Genomic DNA, 16,740 nt, shown 5'->3' with positions numbered 1-16,740 from the left:
GATCTGTGCAGTATGGTTACGAAAGAATTGAGGCGGGTGCTGTGACGGGCATCACCGCCCGGTTTTTTTTTCACGCTCCCGCCCCGGCCCTCCCGCGTCATTGCGTATCAGGCGATGTCGTAGACGAAGCGGTCTTCGCCATCGACCGAGACGTGGACGCGGGTGATCGGTTCGCCGTCGCCCATGCGGGCGAGGATGCGGGACGAGATTTCCGGCAGCAGCGTGCGGCTCAGGATGGTCTCGATGTTGCGGGCACCGCTCGACACTTCCTGGCAGCGGCTGACGATGCTCTGCACCAGATCGTCGGAGTAGGAGAAGGCGGCCTTGTAGTTCTGCACCACCCGCTTGGCGATGCGGTTCAACTGCAGGACCACGATCTTCGACAGATTCTCGTCGGACAGCTGGAAGTAGGGGATGACCGTGCAGCGGCCGAGGAAGGCCGGCTTGAAGCTCTTCTGCAGTTCCGGATGCAGCGCCTCCAGCAGTCCGTCGGCGTCCGGCGCGGTCTCCGGATCGGCGCACAGCTTGTGGATCAGGTCGGTGCCGGCGTTCGACGTCATGATGATGACGGTGTTCTTGAAGTCGATGTCGCGGCCTTCGCCGTCCTTGATCGTGCCCTTGTCGAACACCTGGAAGAAGATGTCCTGCACGCCGGGATGGGCCTTTTCCAGCTCGTCCAGCAGCACGACGCTGTAGGGCCGGCGGCGCACCGCCTCGGTCAGGACGCCGCCCTCGCCGAAGCCGACATAGCCGGGAGGCGAACCGAGCAGCAGGGAGACCTTATGCTCCTCCTTGTACTCGGTCATGTTGATGGTGGTGACGTTCTGCTCGCCGCCATAGATCAGGTCGGCCAGGGTCAGCGCCGTCTCGGTCTTGCCGACGCCCGACGTGCCGACCATCAGGAAGACGCCGATCGGCTTGCGCGGGTCGGTCAGCTTGGCCCGGCTGGTCCACATCGCCTGGGCGATGGCGTCCAGCGCGTGGTCCTGGCCGATGATCCGCTCCTTCATGCGGTCGGCCAGCGACAGGATGGTCTTGATCTCGTTGGAGACCATGCGGCCGACCGGCACGCCGGTCCAGTTGGCGACCACCTCGGCCACCGCCTGCCCGTCCACCGCGACCTTGACCAGCGGATCCTCGCCCTGCAGCGCGGTCAGCTCGGCGGTCAGCGCGCTCAGCTTGGCGTTCAGCGCCTCAGCGTCGAGCGGCTCGGCGGGAGCCGCGCCCTCCGCGGCCGGCGCCTTGGCCTGCTCGTGCGCGGCAACCAGCTGGTCGCGCGTCTCGTTGATCGCCTTGACCAGCTCCAGTTCCTTGGTCCAGCGGGCTTCCAGCGCCTCAAGGTCGGCCTGGGTGGCGGCGATCTTGTCCTTCAGCGCGGCAAGCAGTTCGGCATGGTCGATGCCGATGGCCTCCTCGCGCTCCAGGATCGCGACCTCGGTCTCGGTCAGCTGGATGGTGCGGCGGCGGTCCTCGATGGCGGGCGGGGTCGCGGTCTGGCTCATCGCCACGCGGGCGCAGGCGGTGTCGAGCAGGCTGACCGCCTTGTCGGGCAACTGGCGCGCCGGGATGTAGCGGCTGGACAGGCGGACCGATTCGATCAGCCCTTCGGTCACGATGCGGACCTTGTGGTGCTTCTCCAGCGTGGCGGTCAGGCCGCGCATCATGTCGACGGCGACCGGTTCCGCCGGCTCCTCCACCTTCACCACCTGGAAGCGGCGGGTCAGCGCCGGGTCCTTCTCGAAATACTTCTTGTACTCGGCCCAGGTGGTGGCGGCGATGGTGCGCATCTCGCCGCGCGCCAGGGCGGGCTTCAGCAGGTTGGCGGCGTCGTTCTGGCCCGCCTGCCCGCCGGCGCCGATCAGGGTGTGCGCCTCGTCGATGAACATGATGATGGGCTGGCTGGAGCCCTTCACCTCGTCGATGACGCCCTTCAGCCGGTTTTCGAACTCGCCCTTCATGCCGGCGCCGGCCTGCAGCAGGCCGAGGTCGAGCGACAGCAGGCGGACGTTGCGCAGGTCCGGCGGCACGTCGCCGGCGGCGATGCGCAGCGCGAAGCCCTCCACCACCGCCGTCTTGCCGACACCGGCCTCGCCGGTCAGGATCGGGTTGTTCTGGCGGCGGCGGGTCAGCACGTCGATGATCTGGCGGATCTCGGCGTCGCGGCCCAGCACCGGATCGATCTTGCCGTTCTTGGCGCGGTCGGTCAGGTCGATGGTGTACTGGTCGAGGTTAGGGGTCGCTCCGCCCACCTTCGGCGCGGCGGCGGCCCCGCCGGCAGCACCACCGGCGGCGGCGACCGGTGCACTGGTGCGCGCCTCGGCCGTGTCGGCGACGATCTTGGGAAGGTCGCGGCGCAGCACATCCGCGGTGATCTTGGCGAACTGGCCGGACATGTCGCGCGCCTGGGCCGACAGCGATTCGTCGGACAGCAGGGCGGCCAGCAGATGGCCGGAGCGCACCGCCCCCTCGCCATACTGCAGGGAGGCCAGCACCCACGCCTCGCGCATCAGCTGGACGAGGTTGGGCGACAGCGCAGGGGCGCGGCTGTTGCCGGTCTTCAGCTTGTCCAGCACCCGCGTCAGGTCGGCCGACAGCCGGCCGGCGTCGATCTCATAGACGCGCAGGATGGCGGAGATGTCGCCGTCCGCGGCACCGATCAGCTGGAGCAGCCAGTGCTCGATCTCGCAATTGTAATGCGTACGCGACAGCGTCTGTCCGGCCGCCGCCTCCAGCGCCCGCCGGCACAGAGGATTCAGCCGGGAAATCATGCTCTGCAGATCGACCGCCACCATAGCTCCACCCCCTTCGTGTGACCCTTATCGTTCCAACCGAAGGCCCTTCGGACCTTCCGCGGCCGGCCCCGCCGATCGGCGCCGCGCGGCGCGCATCGGGAACCGGAACCGCTCGACCTCAAAAATCCGGCTGGCCCCCATCCGGGTGGTTCATCCTGCGGCTGCAAGTCGAACTGTGGCCAAGCCATTTGGAAAAATCCACTGCGATACCTCGCAGCAGACGGATTGTCACTCCGCGACTTGCCCGTTTCACGTCCGCAACATGACGATATGCGCAAGATATTGCATGCATGCGCGGTCATGCATGCGGACGGTCCATGGCATGTCCAGGGCTTCTCCTTCGGCGTGCAGCCGCCCGACCGATTGCGGATGGGCCCCCGGCGTCAGCAGCCGGGCCAGCACCGCTTCGCAGCGGCCGGCATCGTCGCCGCGCTGGGAATGGCCGCCGAGCCAGGCCTCCACCGGAGTCGCCTGCGTCGACCAGTCGAAGGGCGTCGCCAGAATCGCGCCGCCGCCGTCCGCCGCCGCCCCGTCGATCGCACGCAGAAGCGCCGGCGGCGAGGCCACGCAGTCCAGAACGTTCATCGCCGCGACCAGGGCGAATCGCCGTGGCGGGAAGGGCGGGAACATCGCATCGCCGATCCAGAAATCGACCCGCTCCGCCCCAGTGAACCGGGCCTCGATCCGCCGGCGGTCATAGGCGATGCCGGAGCGGCGCAGCGGAAAGACCGCCTCCCCCCGTTCCATCACCCGCCGCGCCAGCATCAGCAGCGGCCAGTGCAGGTCGAGCCCGACCACGAGACCGCCGGTCCGTTCCGCCAGTTCGAAGCTGGTCCGTCCGGCGCCGCAGCCAAGATCCAGCACCGGACCGGCCGGCAGCGCACCCAGCCGATCCAGCCCGGCGTCGAGACAGCGCACCACCGACCCCGCCTCGCCCGGCGGCGTCTCGGGGTCGAGGTCGCCGTAATGGTCCCAGCCATAGCTGGACAGGTGCTGGCGCGTGGCGTTGAAGGCGCTGTCGGGGCCGAAGCCGTCGCCCAGCACACCCTCCATCGCCGCCGGCAGGTCGGTGCGCGTGGTCAGCAGATGACCGTTGGCGGCCATCCAGCCGCGCAGGTCGGGAACCAGGATCGGAACCCCGTCGACGATGGGATATTCCATGGCGCAGGCGGCGTCGCCGCACACCAGAGTGCCCCAGCGCACATCCTCCGCCGTCGCCTCCTCCACCATGCCCAGCACCAGCGGCACCGCGGCTCCGCCGGTGGCGAGGCAGCGCGGGCAGACCGGGCGCAGGCTCTCGAAATGGCCGAGGCGCATGCGGTCAGCCGCCGATGATGACGGTGGGGCAGCCGGGCGGCAGCACCTTGCCGACCGGTGCGGGGATCGGGGCGACGCAGCTGGTGTGTGCGGTCATGTCGTTGATCCGGGCAGCCGGCAGGCTGTTGATGAGAACAGTGCCGGACCCTTGCGAGATCATGCCGGGACCGGCGGGAATGCAGCCGGGCAGAACGCAGGGGGCGGAGATGTCCGTCAGCCGCGCCGCCGGCATCTTGCCGATCAGCACCGTCGGACTGCCCAGGATGATCGCCAGCGGCAGGCCCGGATGGGGTGCCGGCGCCGGCACCGGGGCCGGCGGGTGGATCGGTGCGTGGCAGTGCGGCGTGTCCTGCTTGATCAGGTCGCCGAGGCGGGCGGCGGGCGGCATCCTGGTGACTCCGGCCGGTCAGAAAAGCGATTCGCCGGCAGCCACCGGGCTGCCGGACAGGAAGGGCGACGGGACGCCCGGCGGTTGCGGCAGAAGCGGGCGGCCGGCGCGGAACATCATCCGGGAAACCACCGTCTCGCCATCCTCCGCATAGAAAAAGCAAGGCCCCTCCAGCATCCCCGCGGCGATGCCGACCCGTGCCAGCAGCCGGCCGGAGGCGTCGCGCTTCTCCACCAGCACGGGCATGGCGGTCTCGACCGTCACGGCCACATCGACCGGCGGGCCTATGGCCATGTCTTGCGGGTTGTACGGGTTGGCGCCAGGAGTCATCGCAAAAGGCATCCCGAGGGGCTTCGTTCCGACGTCAGACCGGCAGCATTCATCCGCAATTGCGTTTCGTCAAGCTTGTCTGGGTAGCCCACCGGCTAATTTGTTACGCATCTGCAATATTTCGTTCGTCCAGGCCTGCCATGACGAATAGCCTTGTCGAACCGTTGTAAGTAACGCTATCAATTTTGCGGCTCGAACGCTTGCTCCCAAATTCGCGGGAGAGTCGGCGGTCGACTATCGCTTCCTTCATATGAATGCGGAAAGGGTGTTCTCCTTACATGGCGTCACCGCAAATTTTCGACATTGAAGAGCTTTTGCAGCCGATCGAGGGTGATTCCGAATCCGGAATCGACCTGCGCGAGAATGCCTCGGCCGACTACTACACGGTGAAGGATGCGCGCAGCGCCGCCCGCGCCGCGGAACGTTCCATGGATGTGGAGGACGACGCCGGCGGGCTGCTGCCCGAATGGCGCACCATCCTGGAGGTCAGCCCCAGAATCCTGCGCACCCAGGCGAAGGACCTGGAGGTCACCGCCTGGTTCATCGAGGCGCTGCTGCGGGCGGAGGGCTATGCCGGACTGCGTGACGGCTTCGCGCTGGCCCGCGGCCTGGTGGAGCGGTTCTGGGACGGTCTGTATCCCGCGCCGGACGAGGACGGCATCGCCACACGCGTCGGGCCGCTGACCGGCCTGAACGGCGAATCGGCCGACGGCACGCTGATCCAGCCGATCCGCAAGGTGCCGCTGACGATGGGGGACATCCCCTATTCGCTTTGGCAGTACGAGCAGGCCATCGAGCTGGCGAAGATCACCGACGAGGCGCGCCGACAGGCGCGAATCGACAACGGCGCCGTCACCTGGGAGCAGTTCGAGCAGAGCGTGCGCGAGACGCCGGCGCCGGAGTTCAAGACGCTGGTCGAGGACATCCAGGGCGCCATCGACGAGTTCGAGGCGCTGGGCAAGATCCTTTACGACAAGGCCGGCTACGATTCGCCGCCCGCCGGCAACATCCGCAACGTGCTGACGGCGGCGCTGGACGCGGTGAACTATGCCGCGCGCGACCGTTTGGCGACCCTGTCCGGCGACGATCCGGCGGCGGCCGACAGCCCTTCGGGATCGACCGAACTGGTGGCGACCGGCGGCGGGGCGGTGGCCGCGACGGCCAAGGTCCAGGCCAGCGGGGCTGTGACAACGCGCGAGGAGGCCTTCAAGGTCCTCTTGCAGGTCGCCGATTTCTTCCGCAAGACGGAACCCCATTCCCCCATCTCCTACACGCTGGAGGAGGTGGTGCGCCGCGGCCGCATGTCGCTGCAGGAGCTTTTGCAGGAACTCATCACCGACGAGGAAACGCGGCGGCAGTTCTTCATCGCTTCCGGCGCCAAGGCGCCGCCGCCGGCAGAGCAATCCGGGTATTGACGATCATCGCCTATCCTACGGCGTGAGCAGGGAGGTCCGATCACATGGCGAGTATCCACCAGAAGCTGGATCGCGTGCGCAAGCCCCGCGTCCACATCACCTACGACGTCGAGACCGAAGGCGCGACCGTCGTCAAGGAGCTGCCCTTCGTCGTGGGCGTCCTCGGCGACTTCTCGGGCGATCCGACCGAGCCGCTGAAGCCGCTGAAGGACCGCAAGTTCATTCAGATCGACCGCGACAACTTCAACGACGTCATGGCCCGCATGACGCCCGGCCTGAAGATGAAGGTCGACAACACTCTGGCCGACGACGGCACCCAGCTGTCGGTCGATCTCGCCTTCAAGTCGATGGAGGATTTCGAGCCGGGCCGCGTCGTCCAGCAGGTCGAGCCTCTGCGCAAGTTGCTGGAGACCCGCAACCAGCTGCGCGACCTGCTGAGCAAGGCCGACCGCTCGGAAGAGCTGGAAGGGCTGCTGGAGCGCGTGCTGCAGAACACCGACGAGCTGAAGGCGCTGAGCGGCGAGCTCGGCTCCGAGACGAAGGAGGGCTGATCCCATGAGCGACGCTCAGACCCAGGGCGCTGCCGCCGCCGGCGCGGTCGCCGAAGGTACCGGCCTCTCGATCCTCGACCAGGCCATCGCCGCGACCAAGCAGACCGAGCCGGATCGCGCGCAGGAGCTGCTGCGCACCCTGACCCAGGAAGCGCTGGCCGGCACGGTCACCTTCAACAAGAACCTGGGCCAGACGATCAACAAGGCGATCGCCGCGATCGACGCCAAGATCAGCAAGCAGCTCAACGCCATCATGCACCACGAGAAATTCCAGAAGCTGGAAGGATCGTGGCGCGGCCTGAGCTATCTGGTCATGAATTCGGAGACGGGGAGCAATCTCAAGATCCGCGTCATGAACTGCCCGAAGAAGGACCTGTACAAGGACATCTCCAAGGCGGTCGAGTTCGATCAGAGCCAGCTGTTCAAGAAGATCTACGAGAACGAGTTCGGCATGGCCGGCGGCGAGCCGTACGGCGCCCTGATCGGCGATTACGAGTTCACCAACCACCCCGACGACATGGAGCTGCTGACCGGCGTCTCCAACGTCGCCGCCGCAGCCTTTGCGCCCTTCATCTCCGCCGCCAGCCCCAAGCTGTTCGGCTTCGAGGACATGACCGAGCTGTCGAAGCCGCGCGACCTCGAGAAGATCTTCGACAGCGTCGAATACACCAAGTGGCGCAGCTTCCGTGAGAGCGACGACAGCCGCTTCGTCACGCTGACGATGCCGCGCGTGCTGGCCCGTATGCCCTACGGTGCCAACACCAAGCCGATCGAAGAGTTCGAGTACGAAGAGGCTCCCTACGAGGGCGGTATCGCCCGGCCGATGGAGCACAATGACTATTGCTGGATGAACGCGTCCTACGCGATGGGCCAGCGCCTGACCAACGCCTTCTCGCAGTATGGCTGGTGCACGGCCATCCGCGGCGCCGAAGGCGGCGGCAAGGTGGAGAACCTGCCCTTCCACACTTTCACCTCCGACGACGGCGACAGCGACGCCAAGTGCCCGACCGAGATCGGCATCACCGACCGCCGCGAGGCCGAGCTGTCGAAGCTGGGCTTCCTGCCGCTCTGCCACTACAAGAACCAGGACTACGCCGTCTTCTTCGGCGCCCAGACCACGCAGAAGCCCAAGAAGTACGACCGGCCGGAGGCGACCGCGAACGCCGCGATCTCCGCCCGCCTGCCCTACATCATGGCGACCTCGCGTTTCGCCCATTACCTGAAGATCATGGCGCGCGACAAGATCGGCTCCTTCATGGAGGCGAGCGACTGCGAGGCGTGGCTGAACCGCTGGATCCTGAACTACGTCAACGGCAACGAAGCCGCGGGCCAGGAGATGAAGGCGAAGTACCCGCTGGCCGAAGCCAAGGTGCAGGTGAAGGAGATCCCGGGCAAGCCCGGCTCCTACAACGCCGTCGCCTGGATGCGCCCGTGGCTGCAGATGGAGGAACTGACCACCTCCATGCGCATGGTCGCCCGCATCCCGCAGGCCGGCTGATAGCCGCATGAGCGAGGCAGCGGCTGAATTTCATGCCGACGACGCGGAGGCGACGGTCCTTGAACGGCCGTTGCGTCTGCGGGCGGTCGACATGGCGATCGGCCGCGACGACCCCGGCCTGCTCGACGCCTTTCTGGCGGCGAAAGGGCCGGGCGAGGCGCTTCGGCTGTGGTTCGGGATCACCCTTCCCGTCTACGACAGCCTGGACACGCTGCGCGCCGCGCTCGACCGCGACATCGCGGCCATCGACGCGCTGCTGTCCGAGCAGGTCAACGCCATCCTGCACCACAAGCGTTTCCAATCGCTGGAGGCGTCGTGGCGCGGAGTGCGGACGCTGGTGAAGCAGGCGCAGACCGCCGAGACGGTGGTGCTGCGGCTGCTGAACCTGACCTGGGCCGAACTGTGCCGTGACCAGGAACGCGCCATCGAGTTCGACCAAAGCCAGCTGTTCAACAAGGTCTACAGCGATGAATTCGGCATGCCCGGCGGCCGTCCGTTCGGCGTGCTGCTGTGCGACTATGCGGTACAGCACCGCCCGACCAAGGAACGGCCGACCGACGACGTGTCCGGCTTGAAGGGGCTGGCCCAGGTCGCCGCGGCGGCTTTCGCCCCGGCCATCGTCGGGGCCGCGCCGGAGCTGTTCGGGCTGGAGACCTTCCACGAGCTTGGCCTGCCGCTGGACCTGAAATCGGTGCTGCGGCAGACGGAATACCAGCGCTGGCACCGCTTCCAGGAGACGGAGGATTCGCGCTTCATCGGCGTGGCGTTGCCGCGCGTGCTGATGCGCGAACCCTATGGCGACGATCCGCAGGCCCGCCACGGCTTCCGCTACCGCGAAGAATCCCTCGGCGGGGCCGGTGGAGTTGCCGGCGGTATGCGGCTGGAGGACCATTGCTGGGGCAACGCGGTATACGCCTTCGGCACCGTGCTGATCCGCTCCTTCCTGCATCACGGCTGGTTCGCCGACATCCGCGGCGCCCAGCGCGACGTGGTCGGCGGTGGGCTGGTGACCGAACTGGTGGTGCCGGATTTCGCCACCGACGCCACCAAGGTGGCACAGAAATTCTCGGTCGAGGTCTCGATCTCCGACCAGCTGGAACGGGATCTGGACGATCTGGGCTTCATCCCGGTCAGCCGCTGCAAGGACACGCCCTATCTGGTCTTCTACGGCAACCAGTCGGTCCAGCGGGTCGGGCAGTACACCAACATGACGGCGACCGCCAACGCCCGGCTGTCGGCCATGATGCGCTACATGTTCTGCGTGGCGCGCTTCGCCCATTTCCTGAAGGTGATGGTGCGCGACCGCGTCGGCGCCTTCGTCACGCCGGAGGAATGCGAGCGCGACCTGCAGAGCTGGCTGCACGGCTATTGCCTGGGCAACGACGATGCCAGCCTGGACCAGAAGGCGCGCTATCCCTTGCGCGAGGGCAGCATCCAGGTCCGCGCCATTCCGGGCAAGCCCGGCAACTATCAATGTGTCATCCATCTACGGCCGCACTTCCAGCTCGATCAGGTCTTCTCGACCTTCAAGCTGGTGACGGAGCTGGCCCAAACCGGCGGAGCGGCGTGACCCGGCGACAACGGCGAGGTCAGGCGTTCCATCCAGGGGAGAAACCGATCATGAGCGAAACCGCAGCCCAGCTGTTCCAGGCGGGCCGCCTCGACGAGGCGATCACCGCGCTGAACGGCGAGATCAAGAAGAAGCCGACCGATCTCGACCGCCGCGTCTTCCTGGCCGAGCTGCTGAGCTTCGCCGGCAACCTGGAGCGCGCCGACCTGCAGCTCGACACCATCGGCACGCAGGAGCCGCAGGTCGCCGTCACCATGGCGCTGTTCCGCCAGCTGGTGCGCGCCGAGCAGGCACGGGGCCAGCTGTTCGCCGACGGCCGGGTGCCGGAGTTCATCGACCAGCCGGCCGACCATCTGCGCCTGCATCTGGAGGCGCTGGTGGCGCTCCGGGCCGGTGACACCGCCGACGCGGTGGCGAAGCTGGCCCAGGCGGAGGAAATGCGCCCGCCGGTGTCCGGCAGCCATGACGGCACGCCGTTCGAGGATTTCCGCGACCTGGACGATCTGGCCGGCGGCTTCTTCGAGGTCTTCACCAGCACCGGCAAGTATTTCTGGATCGCCACCGAGACGGTGGAACTGGTCGAGTTCCGCGCGCCCGAACGGCCGCGCGACCTGCTGTGGCGCCCGGCCCACATGGTGGTGCGCGGCGGCCCGGACGGCGAGGTCTATCTGCCGGCGCTGTACGGCGGCGCGCCCGCCGATGCCGACGCCGCGGTGAAGCTGGGCCGGGTGACGGAATGGTCGGAGGACGCGCCGGTGCGTGGACAGGGTCAGCGCTGCTTCCTGGTGGGGGAAGAGGCGGTGCCGATGATGCAGCTGGGCACGCTGGAGTTTTCGGGGGCGGTGTGAGGAAGCTCAAGTCAGGTGCCCCCACCTAACCTCCCCCGCTGGGCGGGGGAGGGACTGCCGCCGCTCTCCCGCATCAGCAGCTGTCCCCTCCCCCACCCAGCGGGGGAGGGTCAGGGTGGGGGTAAGTACTTAAGCACCTTCCGAAAGCCACCTCATGGATCGCAACCAGTCCATCACCCTGTCCGTCCTGGACCGTCTGCTCGACGACACGCCGGAGCACATGGCGCCGCGGCCGCACACCGTGGCGGACCTGCGGGCGGCGATCCGGCGCGACCTGGAGAACCTGCTGAACACCCGGCGGCGGGTGCTGGGCTGGCCGGACGACCTGACGGAGCTGGCAGACTCGATCCTCGGCTATGGCTGCCACGACCTGTTGGTCGAGAATGTCGGCACCGAATCCCGCCGGCGCGAGGTGGTGGCGCAGATCGAGGCGGCGATCCGGCGGTGGGAGCCGCGCTTCGCCCAACTGGCGGTGAGCATGGTCGAGAACAGCGACCCGGCCGACCGCACGCTGCGCTTCCGGATCGAGGCGCTGATCCATGCCGATCCGGCGCCCGAGCCGATGGTCTTCGATTCGGTGGTCGATCCCACCTCCAACATGGTCACCGTGACGAGCAAGGCCCGTGGCTGACGAACTCCTCCCATACTACAACCGCGAGCTGACCTATCTGCGCCGCATGGCGGCGGAGTTCTCGGAGGCGCATCCGAAGATCGCCGGCCGGCTGCGGCTCAGCGCCGACGCGGTGGAGGATCCGCATGTCGCCCGGCTGCTGGAGGGCGTCGCCTTCCTCAACGCCCGCATCAGCCGCAAGCTGGACGACGAATATCCGGAGCTGGTCGACACGCTGCTCGACGTGCTCTATCCGCATTACCTGGCGCCGATCCCGTCGATGGCGGTGGTGCAGATGCGGAGCAGCCCCGACCTGACCGGCGCCCACACCGTGCCGAAGGGGACGGAGTTGGAGACCGAGGCGTTGCGCGGCGAGACCTGCCGCTTCCGCACCGTCTACCCGGCGACGCTGTGGCCGGTCGATCTGGATCAGGCGGTTCTGAGCGGCCGGCCGCTGGTGGCGCCGCCCAACCCGCGGGCGGGCGACGCGGTGGCGGCGTTGCGGCTGACCCTGCGCTGCCGCGTGCCGGAGATGACCTTCACCGAGTTGGGTCCGGAAACCCTGCGCTTCTTCCTGCGCGGCCAGCCGCAGCAGGTCTATGCCCTGCATGAACTGATCTTCAACAACGCCGTCTCGGTGGCGCTGGCCGACGATCCGCATGACCCGAACGCGGTGATCCTCGGCCCCGACGCCATCCGCCCGGTCGGTTTCGGCGACGAGGAGGGCATGCTGCCCTACCCCGCCCGTTCCCATGGCGGCTACCGGCTGCTGACCGAATATTTCGCCTTTCCCGAGAAGTTCCTGTTCTTCGACCTGAACATCTCGCCGAAGGTGCTGCGCCGTGCCGGCAACACGCTGGAGATTTTCATCTATCTGAACAGCACCGACGGCGACATGGAACGCGCGGTGTCGAAGGACAATTTCGCCCTGGGCTGTACCCCGGTGGTCAACCTGTTCCGCCAGCGGGCGGAGCCGGTGGCGCTGACCCAGACCCAGCACGAGCACCGGGTGGTGCCCGACGCCCGCCGCCCCGGCGCGCTGGAGGTCTATTCGGTCGACAGCGTGCTGGCCACCGATCCCGACGGCAAGCAGCGGCGCTTCCTGCCCTTCTACGGCCTGCGCCATGGCGGGGTGGAGGCGGTCAGCCGCACCTATTTCACCGCCAGCCGCCGCCCGGCCGGCGGTCGCGATCCGGGAACGGAGGTGCATCTGGCCCTGGTCGATCTCGATTTCGACCCGTCCAGCCCGGCGGAATCGGTGCTGTCGGTCGAGACGACCTGCCTGAACCGCGATCTGCCGTCGCAGCTGCCCTATGGTGGCGGCCATCCGCACCTGAAGCTGATGGAGGGGATGGCGGCAGTCGCCGGTGTCGCCTGCCTGACGCCGCCGACGCCCACCTTGCGCATCGCCGAACGCAAGGGGCACCGCTGGCGTCTCGTCTCCCACCTGCTGCTCAACCACCTGTCGATCTCCGGCGGGGCGGAGGGGACGGAGGCGTTGCGCGAGATCCTGCGGCTCTATGACTTCCGCGATTCGGCCGAGACACGCGGCATCGCCGACGGCCTCGTCAAGGTGACGACCAAGCGCGGCACTGCGCGGGCGCCATCGCGGCCGGGCGACGTCGCCTGGGGCGACGCCATCTGCCGCGGCATCGATGTCGGTATCGAATTCGACCCGCAGCGCTTCAGCGGCAGCGGCATGTTCCTGCTGGCGATGATCCTCGACCATTTCCTGGGGCTGTACTGCTCGATCAATTCCTTCACGCGGCTGACCGCTACGGTCAAGGGCCGCACCGGAGTGCTCCGCACATGGCCCGCCCGCGCCGGCAACCGCCCGCTTCTGTGATCGACCGGCTGTTCCGCACCCCCCACCGCTTCGACTTCTTCCAGGCGGTGCGGGTGCTGGAATGGCAGGCCCGGCGCGATGCGCGCGACCCGCGCAACGCCCGCCGCCACGCCGTGGGCCATGACCATGACCCGCGCGAGGAGGTGGTGCGCCTGCGCGCCGAAACCTCGCTGACCTTCCCCGGCAATCAGGTGGCGGGGGCGGAGCCGGGCCAGAACGGACGGCCGCCGACGGTGGTCGGCGCCTTCCTCGGGCTGGTCGGGCCGCTGGGCGTGCTGCCGCAGCACTACACCGAGATCATGATCCGCAGCTTGCGCGAGCGGAACCGGTCCCTGCGCGACTTCTTCGACGTCTTCCATCACCGCAGCTTTTCGCTGTTCTACCGCGCCTGGGCCAAATACCGGCTGCCGGTGTCCTTCGAGCGGGGGCAAGGCTCGCGCGAGCCCGATCCGGTCAGCACCACGCTGTCCAGCTTCGTCGGCATCGGCCAGCCGTCGCTAACCAAGCGGCTGGTGGTGGAGGACGAGACGCTCCTGCACTATTCCGGGCTGCTGTCGCGCGGGACCCGCTCGGCCGTCGATCTGCAGGAGATGCTGTCGGATTTCCTCGGCCGGCCGGTGATGGTGGAGAGCTTCGTCGGCGGCTGGCTGCCCATCGCTGCGGACGGGCAGACCCGGTTGCCGACGCTGGCCGAACCGGAGGGCCGGCATTGCCGGCTGGGCATCGACGCGTTGGCCGGCGACCGCGCCTGGGACGTCCAGGGCAAGTTCCGCCTGCGTATCGGCCCGCTGAACCATGACCAGTTCCGCGATTTCATGCCGGAAGGCCGCGAGTTCCGGAAGCTGCGGGATCTAGTGCGCATGTATGTCGGGCCGGAGCTGGATTTCGAGCTTCAGGTAACGTTGCAGGCGCCGGAGGTGCCGGGCGCCCGGCTGGCCGCCGGGGAGGACGACCGCGACGCCACGCGGCTGGGCTGGAACGGCTGGGTGCTGCATGCGCCGAGCCCGGTCGAGCGCAAGGACGCGGTGTTTCCGATGCAGGATTTGTGAGGCGCGCCGTTGCGACGCCCCGCCTTAGAACGACGAGGACCCAATGAGCGACTGGAGCGCCGGCTATGTGTCGGACATCGAATATCTGCCGGGCTTCTACCGTGAACAGGGGCCGGCGCATCTGACGCTGAGCTGCCTGATCAACGGCATCGCTCCGCCATCCACGGCCAACGGGTTCGACTATTGCGAACTCGGCTGCGGCCACGGCACGACGGTGGCGCTGTTCGCGGCGGCCAACCCGCAGGGGCGGTTCCATGCGGTGGACTTTCACCCCGCCCATATCGCCCGCGCCCGCGATGCCGCAGAGGCGGCCGGCCTGACCAACATCAGCTTCCATGAGGCGAGCTTCGCCGAGATGGCCGACGGCGAGGGGCCGGAGCTGCCGGAGTTCGACTTCGTCACGCTGCACGGCGTCTACAGCTGGGTCAGCCCGATGAACCGAGGCGCCATCGCGCGCTTCCTGGCGAAGAAGCTGAAGCCGGGCGGGCTGGTCTATGTCAGCTACAACGCCATGCCGGGCTGGGCGCCGATGATGCCGCTGCAGCGGCTGCTCTACGAGTATTCCGGGCTGGTCCACGAGCGCAGCGACCGGCAGGTCAAGGCGGGGCTCGACTTCGCCGAACAGCTCTACAAGGCCGGGGCCAAGATCCTGGGCGACGAGGCGATGTTCGGAAAGCTGCGCGGCGAGACCAAGACGCAGAGCGCCACCGACCAGTCGGTCTATCTGGCGCACGAGTATCTGAACGGCAGCTGGCAGCCGCTCTACCATGTGGATGTCGCGCGCGAACTGGGCGAGGCGAAGTTGACCTATGCCGGTTCGGCCACCCTGTTCGAGAACTACCCGGACCTCGCCCTGACGCCCGACCAGCGCAAGGCGCTCGACACCATCGGCGTGCCCAGCCTGCGCGAGACCTTCAAGGATTATTGCGTCGGCCGGCCCTTCCGCCGCGACGTCTTCGTGCGCGGCGCCCGGCGCATCAGCGTGGCCAAGCGCGACGCGATGCTGATGGACATGGCGATGGCGCTGACCATCCCGCGCGCCGATGCCCGCACCACCATCCAGGTGCCGCTGGGCGAGGCGACGCTGGAGGCCAAGCATTACGAGCCGATCTTCGACGTGCTGGCCGACGGCCCGCGCCGCATCGCCGAACTGATCGACCTGCCGGAGGTGCGGCGGGCCGGCGGCAACCTGTCGGCGGTGGAGATCGCCGGCATGCTGACCGGCTCCAACCAGGCGATCCCGGTGCCGAACCCGCCCGAGACCGTGACGCCGCTGCCGGGCGTGCTGGCCCACAACCGCGCCGCCGCCAACGAACTCGCCACCAGCGAGGGGCGCAAGAGCAGCGCCTTCGCCGCCTCGGTCGGCGGGGCCGGCCTGCATGTCAGCACGATGGAGGCGCTGCTCTATGACGGCCTCTGCGAAGGCGTGCCGGAGACGCTGGATGCGCTGGTCGGCCACGCGATGCGCCGGCTGGCCGCGCCGGAGAATGCCGACGACGCCAGCCGGAAGGCCATCGCCGACAGCATGGACTGGTGCCTGCGCAACAGCCTGCCGGTCTGGCGCAAGCTGGGCGTGATCGAATGACAGGAACCGGTCGGGACGGGCGTCAGCCCGGCGGCATCGCTCCGGCACGGGCGTCCTGCATGGGACGCCGTTCCGCCTGATGCCGCCATTCGATCGCCTCGTCCTCATCCTCCGCGCCGCTTTCCTCCGCGCCACCGGCCCAGGCCGGCACGACGGTCTGGCGCAGTTCGGCCAACGCCACCAGCGCTTCGCGGTCACCGGCGGCGGCCGCGGCCTGCAGCCACAGGGCGGCTTCGGCGGCGTCACGTTCGATGCCCACCCCCTCGCGCAGGCACAGGCCCAGGCGGTACTGGGCGGCGGGGTGGCCCTGTTCGGCGGCGGCGCGCAGCCAGCGCACCGCCTCGGCCTCGTCGCGGTCGACGCCGCGGCCGTCGAGCAGCAGAAGGGCGAGGTTGACCTGGGCGGGGGCCGAATGCTGCAGCGCGGCCAGCCGGTACCACAGCGCCGCCTTGGCCGGGTCGCACGGCACGCCGGCGCCATGTTCATGCATGAAGCCCAGGTTGTTCTGCGCCCCGACATCACCCTTGGCGGCGGCGCGGCGGTACCAGGACACCGCCCGGCGCGGGTCGGGCGGCACGCCGATGCCGTTGGCGAGCAGGAAGGCCAGCATGGTCTGCGCCGCGACATGGCCCTGGCGGGCCGCGCGCCGGTACCAGGGGACGGAGGCGACGACATCGGCCGTCCGCAGCATCTCCGCCAGCCGGTACTGCGCGTCGCTGTCGCCCAGTTCGGCTCTCATCCGGGTCCAAAGCGTGGGCATGGCGTTGGTACCTTCGTCAATTATCCCCTGGGGATCCGCAACACGAACAGCGCGCGAACCGGCTTTATTCCATTCGCCGCTTCGTTGTGGACCGTCCCCTCCCCCCGAGTCTGTCCCGCTGGCGGTCCCGGTTCAACCTCTCCAGCCGGCGGTCGAGGAATTGTCACGCCGGCGCCTTTGG

14 protein-coding genes are annotated in these 16,740 nt (G+C 68.2%); 9 read left to right on the top strand and 5 right to left on the bottom strand.

The features are described from left to right. Nucleotides 1-107 precede the first annotated feature (107 nt). From tssH to FZ938_RS10585, 4 genes are all read right to left on the bottom strand, one after another. Entirely contained in the window at nucleotides 108-2,792 is a 2,685-nt protein-coding gene (gene tssH / locus FZ938_RS10600) for a type VI secretion system ATPase TssH (RefSeq protein WP_149198445.1), read from the bottom strand. A gap of 249 nt (nucleotides 2,793-3,041) precedes the next feature. Beyond that, entirely contained in the window at nucleotides 3,042-4,109 is a 1,068-nt protein-coding gene (locus tag FZ938_RS10595; RefSeq protein ID WP_149198444.1) for a class I SAM-dependent methyltransferase, read from the bottom strand. Between the two features lie 4 nt (nucleotides 4,110-4,113). Then, nucleotides 4,114-4,497 carry a PAAR domain-containing protein gene (locus tag FZ938_RS10590; protein WP_085089687.1) on the bottom strand — a complete coding sequence of 128 codons (384 nt, stop codon included), beginning with the start codon at nucleotides 4,495-4,497 and terminating at the stop codon, nucleotides 4,114-4,116. A gap of 18 nt (nucleotides 4,498-4,515) precedes the next feature. After that, complete coding sequence (locus tag FZ938_RS10585) at nucleotides 4,516-4,827, bottom strand: hypothetical protein (protein ID WP_149198443.1); 312 nt, start codon at nucleotides 4,825-4,827, stop codon at nucleotides 4,516-4,518. Between the two features lie 278 nt (nucleotides 4,828-5,105). Between FZ938_RS10585 and tssA the strand changes: the two genes are divergently transcribed. The 9 genes from tssA (at nucleotide 5,106) to FZ938_RS10540 (ending at nucleotide 15,799) form a co-directional block, all read left to right on the top strand. Then, on the top strand, nucleotides 5,106-6,242 hold the full coding sequence (tssA, locus tag FZ938_RS10580) for a type VI secretion system protein TssA (protein WP_149198442.1): 1,137 nt from the start codon (nucleotides 5,106-5,108) through the stop codon (nucleotides 6,240-6,242). A 44-nt stretch (nucleotides 6,243-6,286) separates the two neighbouring features. Then, nucleotides 6,287-6,793: a type VI secretion system contractile sheath small subunit gene (gene tssB, locus FZ938_RS10575; RefSeq protein ID WP_149198441.1), complete on the top strand. Its 507-nt coding sequence runs from the start codon at nucleotides 6,287-6,289 to the stop codon at nucleotides 6,791-6,793. 4 nt (nucleotides 6,794-6,797) lie between these two features. Beyond that, on the top strand, nucleotides 6,798-8,291 hold the full coding sequence (gene tssC / locus FZ938_RS10570; RefSeq protein WP_149198440.1) for a type VI secretion system contractile sheath large subunit: 1,494 nt from the start codon (nucleotides 6,798-6,800) through the stop codon (nucleotides 8,289-8,291). A gap of 7 nt (nucleotides 8,292-8,298) precedes the next feature. After that, nucleotides 8,299-9,861, top strand: a complete 1,563-nt coding sequence (gene tssC, locus FZ938_RS10565; RefSeq protein ID WP_149198439.1) for a type VI secretion system contractile sheath large subunit — start codon at nucleotides 8,299-8,301, stop codon at nucleotides 9,859-9,861. Nucleotides 9,862-9,911: 50 nt separating this feature from the next. Then, nucleotides 9,912-10,709, top strand: a complete 798-nt coding sequence (locus FZ938_RS10560; protein WP_149198438.1) for a type VI secretion system accessory protein TagJ — start codon at nucleotides 9,912-9,914, stop codon at nucleotides 10,707-10,709. Nucleotides 10,710-10,863: 154 nt separating this feature from the next. Beyond that, nucleotides 10,864-11,340: a type VI secretion system baseplate subunit TssE gene (gene tssE, locus FZ938_RS10555; protein WP_085089694.1), complete on the top strand. Its 477-nt coding sequence runs from the start codon at nucleotides 10,864-10,866 to the stop codon at nucleotides 11,338-11,340. Beyond that, nucleotides 11,333-13,165 (top strand): type VI secretion system baseplate subunit TssF, encoded by a 1,833-nt coding sequence (gene tssF / locus FZ938_RS10550; RefSeq protein ID WP_149198437.1) that lies wholly within the window; start codon nucleotides 11,333-11,335, stop codon nucleotides 13,163-13,165. Before tssE ends, tssF begins: the two co-directional genes overlap by 8 nt. Continuing rightward, on the top strand, nucleotides 13,129-14,214 hold the full coding sequence (gene tssG, locus FZ938_RS10545) for a type VI secretion system baseplate subunit TssG (RefSeq protein WP_149198436.1): 1,086 nt from the start codon (nucleotides 13,129-13,131) through the stop codon (nucleotides 14,212-14,214). Before tssF ends, tssG begins: the two co-directional genes overlap by 37 nt. 43 nt (nucleotides 14,215-14,257) lie before the next feature. Further along, a complete protein-coding gene (locus tag FZ938_RS10540) occupies nucleotides 14,258-15,799 on the top strand; it encodes a class I SAM-dependent methyltransferase (RefSeq protein ID WP_149198435.1) in 1,542 nt (513 codons plus the stop codon). A gap of 22 nt (nucleotides 15,800-15,821) precedes the next feature. On the opposite strand, the gene FZ938_RS10535 is transcribed toward FZ938_RS10540, so the two are convergent. Continuing rightward, entirely contained in the window at nucleotides 15,822-16,559 is a 738-nt protein-coding gene (locus FZ938_RS10535) for a tetratricopeptide repeat protein (RefSeq protein ID WP_246457842.1), read from the bottom strand. Nucleotides 16,560-16,740 lie beyond the last annotated feature (181 nt).

The sequence above is a fragment of the Azospirillum oryzae genome (assembly GCF_008364795.1).
GTDB classification, from domain to species: domain Bacteria; phylum Pseudomonadota; class Alphaproteobacteria; order Azospirillales; family Azospirillaceae; genus Azospirillum; species Azospirillum oryzae.
This window is presented reverse-complemented; position numbering and strand designations above follow the sequence as displayed.

Excerpts from the sequence above, each read along its gene's own strand:
- tssH (WP_149198445.1), bottom strand. The coding sequence starts at position 2,792 with ATGGTGGCGGTCGATCTGCAGAGCATGATTTCCCGGCTGAATCCTCTG.
- FZ938_RS10595 (WP_149198444.1), bottom strand. The coding sequence starts at position 4,109 with ATGCGCCTCGGCCATTTCGAGAGCCTGCGCCCGGTCTGCCCGCGCTGC.
- FZ938_RS10590 (WP_085089687.1), bottom strand. The coding sequence starts at position 4,497 with ATGCCGCCCGCCGCCCGCCTCGGCGACCTGATCAAGCAGGACACGCCG.
- FZ938_RS10585 (WP_149198443.1), bottom strand. The coding sequence starts at position 4,827 with ATGACTCCTGGCGCCAACCCGTACAACCCGCAAGACATGGCCATAGGC.
- tssA (WP_149198442.1), top strand. The coding sequence starts at position 5,106 with ATGGCGTCACCGCAAATTTTCGACATTGAAGAGCTTTTGCAGCCGATC.
- tssB (WP_149198441.1), top strand. The coding sequence starts at position 6,287 with ATGGCGAGTATCCACCAGAAGCTGGATCGCGTGCGCAAGCCCCGCGTC.
- tssC (WP_149198440.1), top strand. The coding sequence starts at position 6,798 with ATGAGCGACGCTCAGACCCAGGGCGCTGCCGCCGCCGGCGCGGTCGCC.
- tssC (WP_149198439.1), top strand. The coding sequence starts at position 8,299 with ATGAGCGAGGCAGCGGCTGAATTTCATGCCGACGACGCGGAGGCGACG.
- FZ938_RS10560 (WP_149198438.1), top strand. The coding sequence starts at position 9,912 with ATGAGCGAAACCGCAGCCCAGCTGTTCCAGGCGGGCCGCCTCGACGAG.
- tssE (WP_085089694.1), top strand. The coding sequence starts at position 10,864 with ATGGATCGCAACCAGTCCATCACCCTGTCCGTCCTGGACCGTCTGCTC.
- tssG (WP_149198436.1), top strand. The coding sequence starts at position 13,129 with ATGGCCCGCCCGCGCCGGCAACCGCCCGCTTCTGTGATCGACCGGCTG.
- FZ938_RS10540 (WP_149198435.1), top strand. The coding sequence starts at position 14,258 with ATGAGCGACTGGAGCGCCGGCTATGTGTCGGACATCGAATATCTGCCG.
- FZ938_RS10535 (WP_246457842.1), bottom strand. The coding sequence starts at position 16,559 with ATGCCCACGCTTTGGACCCGGATGAGAGCCGAACTGGGCGACAGCGAC.